The 2,882-nt window shown below is 55.2% G+C and carries 4 protein-coding genes; all 4 read right to left on the bottom strand.

The genetic code is table 11. The features are described from left to right. Window positions 1-377 (bottom strand): NAD-dependent epimerase/dehydratase family protein (locus tag WCA10_RS04960; protein WP_472821393.1); only part of this gene is annotated, 377 nt, incomplete at its 3' end. An 18-nt stretch (window positions 378-395) separates the two neighbouring features. Beyond that, a complete protein-coding gene (gmd, locus tag WCA10_RS04955; protein WP_472821392.1) occupies window positions 396-1,481 on the bottom strand; it encodes a GDP-mannose 4,6-dehydratase in 1,086 nt (361 codons plus the stop codon). 81 nt (window positions 1,482-1,562) lie between these two features. Beyond that, complete coding sequence (locus tag WCA10_RS04950) at window positions 1,563-2,501, bottom strand: UDP-glucuronic acid decarboxylase family protein (RefSeq protein WP_472821391.1); 939 nt, start codon at window positions 2,499-2,501, stop codon at window positions 1,563-1,565. A 114-nt stretch (window positions 2,502-2,615) separates the two neighbouring features. Next, the coding region (locus tag WCA10_RS04945; protein WP_472821390.1) for a UDP binding domain-containing protein at window positions 2,616-2,882 on the bottom strand (267 nt) is incomplete at its 5' end.

The following is a 2,882-nucleotide window of genomic DNA, read 5'->3' as shown; positions in this document are numbered from 1 at the left end:
AGCAGGTACTCTTCCTTGATCGGCTGTGGAGCGAGCTTTGGATAGATGCAGCTTGAACCGAGAAACAAGAGCCGCTTGACTCCGCTACGAAAGCCCGCATCGATCACACTGGTCTGAATCTCGAGATTTTCGCGGATGAAATCTGCCGGATAGGTATCGTTGGCTAGAATTCCGCCGACCTTGGCAGCCGCAAGAAAGACATACTCCGGTTTTTCCTGCTGGAAGAAATCCAGGACCGCTGCACGGTCAGTCAAATCAAGTTCGGAGTGGGTGCGAACAACCAGGTTCGTAAACCCCTGCCGCTGCAACTCGCGGCAGATTGCCGAGCCGACGAGCCCGCGATGTCCCGCAACAAAAATCCTGCCATTCTTCTGCATGATCGCGGATCCCCGTCCTTAATTCTCGTGGAAGTTGAATACGGAGTAGCCGTGCTTCCGGACCAGTGCATCCTTCTCCGCGACCTTCAAGTCTTCTTCCACCATCTCCTTGACGAGTTCGTGAAACGAGACCGTCGGCTCCCACCCCAATTCGCGGCGCGCCTTGCTCGCATCGCCCAACAACGTCTCCACCTCGGTCGGGCGATAGTAGCGCGGATCGACGGCAACGACCACGTTGCCCTGCTTGTCGAAGCCTTTCTCGTCCAAACCGGAGCCTTGCCATGCGATGTCCATGCTCAGATAATTCGCCGCAAGATCCACAAACTCGCGCACACTGTGCTGCTCGCCTGTTGCAATCACGTAATCCCTGGCTTCTTGCTGCTGCAACATGCGCCACTGCATTTCGACGTAATCCCGCGCGTGTCCCCAATCGCGCAAAGCATCAAGATTCCCCAGGTATAGCCGCTCCTGTAACCCAGTCTTGATCCGCGTCAGTCCCCGTGTAATCTTGCGGGTCACAAAGGTCTCCCCGCGCGTTGGCGATTCATGGTTGAAGAGAATCCCGCTACATGCGTAGATCCCATATGCTTCCCGATAGTTAACCGTAATCCAGTAAGCGTAGAGCTTGGCCACGGCATAGGGAGACCGCGGATAAAACGGTGTTGTCTCCTTCTGCGGAATCTCCTGCACTAGACCATACATCTCAGACGTAGATGCCTGGTAGAAGCGCGTGACCTTCTCGAGGCCCGCAATCCTGATCGCCTCAAGCAGGCGCAGCGTGCCCAGCCCATCGGAGTTTGCCGTGTATTCAGGCTCTTCAAACGAAACCTTTACATGGCTCTGCGCAGCGAGATTGTAAATCTCATCGGGCTTTACCTTCTGGACGATCTGGATCAGGCTGCTCGAATCTGTGAGGTCGCCGTAATGGAGCAGGAAATGACGGCCCATTACATGCGGATCTTCGTAGATATGGTCGATGCGAGTGGTATTAAACGAGGACGCCCGGCGCTTAATTCCATGCACCTCGTATCCCTTCGACAGCAGCAGTTCCGCTAGATAGGCTCCGTCTTGTCCGGTGATACCCGTAATTAGTGCTCTTTTCAAAGTAGTGCACCCCGCACTTTCAGGACCTGATTCCCATATCGTGCAATGCACGATGCCGATTTGACACTGTTCTCGATGTGACTAGCCAGCAGCCTCGATGCATCCTCTGAAGTATTCCAGGCTCAGTTTCAATCCAGTCTCAAGGTCGATTTTGGGTTCCCAGTTCAGCAGGCGGCGGGCCTTGCCGATGTTCGGCTGGCGCTGCGAAGGGTCATCTTGAGGGAGAGGCAGGAACACGATTTTGCTGGTTGACCCTGTTACACGCAGCACTGCATTCGCGCACTCCAGGATAGTCCATTCCACCGGATTCCCAATATTGACCGGCGTATGCTCGTCGCTGCGTGCGAGCCGGAGAATGCCGTCGATTTCATCGGAGACATAGCAGAAGCTGCGCGTCTGACTTCCATCGCCGTAGATAGTCAGGTCATCGCTGCGCAGCGCCTGCGTTAGAAGGTTCGAAATCACGCGGCCATCGTTCATCTGCAATCGCGGGCCGTAGGTATTGAAAATCCGTACGAGCCGCGTGTCCAACTTTTCGTAGCGGTGATACGCCATGACAAGAGCTTCGGAGAATCGCTTGGACTCGTCGTAAACCGAGCGGGGTCCAATCGGATTCACATGACCCCAGTATTCCTCGGTCTGGGGATGCTCTTCGGGGTCTCCGTAACACTCCGACGTCGAAGCATGCAGAAACTTCGCGTCACACTTTTTTGCAATCTCGAGAAGGTTCCGGGTTCCCGCGGAGCCGGCCATGAGAGTTTCGATTCCCAGCCGCATATAGTCGCCTGGACTGGCTGGCGAAGCGAAGTTGAAGACGTAATCGACACCCTTCGGGTCAAAGGGATCGCAGATGTCCTGCTCGCAAAAACCAAATCTCCGCTCGGTTCTTAAATGCTTGAGATTTTCGAGCGAGCCCGTGCTGAGATTGTCGACGCCCAACACATCGTGCCCCTGTTCGAGAAGGGCATCCGTCAAATGTGAGCCAAGGAAACCCGCAGCCCCTGCGACCAGCACGCGCATGTTTGTACTTCCTTACTGTAGCTGTTCCTTCTATCAAGCTATCGCAATTGCATCCGCTTGAGAATACCCGATAAAGATGGCCAATTCTTTCAAAGCCCGTTCATGCAACCAGTTCTAGACCTTCACCCCGTCTCTACGACGCGGAAGGAAGAAGGCAGACGCAGGATCCATCGGTTGCGCAAGGCCCGGACGTCCTACGCTCAAATAGGTAAAACCGGCCTTGGTCATCTCCGCCGGATCGTAAAGGTTCCTTCCATCGATCACGATCGGGTAGCGGAGGGTGTAGTGCAGCTTGGCCAGGTCGAGTTCGGCGAATTCCTGCCAGTCGTTCAGAATCAGGAGCGCATCCGCATCCTGCGCCGCCACGTACGGGTCATTCAC

Source organism: Occallatibacter sp. (genome assembly GCF_049582745.1).
Taxonomy (GTDB): domain Bacteria; phylum Acidobacteriota; class Terriglobia; order Terriglobales; family Acidobacteriaceae; genus Telmatobacter.
The sequence above is the reverse complement of the archived record's forward strand: the minus strand, read 5'-3'. Positions and strand labels throughout refer to the sequence as shown.